Source organism: Xanthobacter autotrophicus (assembly GCF_029991245.1).
GTDB classification, from domain to species: Bacteria; Pseudomonadota; Alphaproteobacteria; order Rhizobiales; family Xanthobacteraceae; genus Xanthobacter; species Xanthobacter autotrophicus_C.
This window is the reverse complement of sequence record NZ_JAIVFO010000480.1, coordinates 1-383: the sequence shown is the minus strand read 5'-3', so window position 1 is coordinate 383 and position 383 is coordinate 1. Positions and strand designations below refer to the sequence as shown.

At 69.2% G+C, this 383-nt stretch carries 1 protein-coding gene; it reads right to left on the bottom strand.

Annotated features, from left to right (window positions below):
- On the bottom strand, positions 1-383 hold a 383-nt coding region (locus K9U41_RS23775; protein WP_282643277.1), incomplete at both ends, for a hypothetical protein.

Sequence of the window (383 nt, the reverse complement as noted above, 5' to 3'; positions counted from 1 at the left end):
GCGGTCCACAGCACGCCGGCATCCATGGCGCTGGTGACCTGCCAGACCTCGGTGTTGATGAAGAGGAACGTCACGAAGAGCAGCAGCATCGGCAGCGCTCGTGTGGCGAGGGGAAACAGCAGGCCGAGACTGGCGAAGGCCCGCTTGAGCGCCCACCCAGCGATGTCGTGCATGCGCAGGGCGACCAGTGCGTACGCCGCCACGACGGCCAGCAGCAACCAGACCCCGGTCGCGAACCCGAAGGACGCCGAGCCGCTGGCCAGCCCGACCGCAAGCCCGGCGGCAGCCGACACGACGATGGCGACGACCAACACGAGGACGAGGCGCGAGCGGGACATCCGGGCTTGCATCGACGCCCGGACGTCGTCGACGAAGTAGGGCAG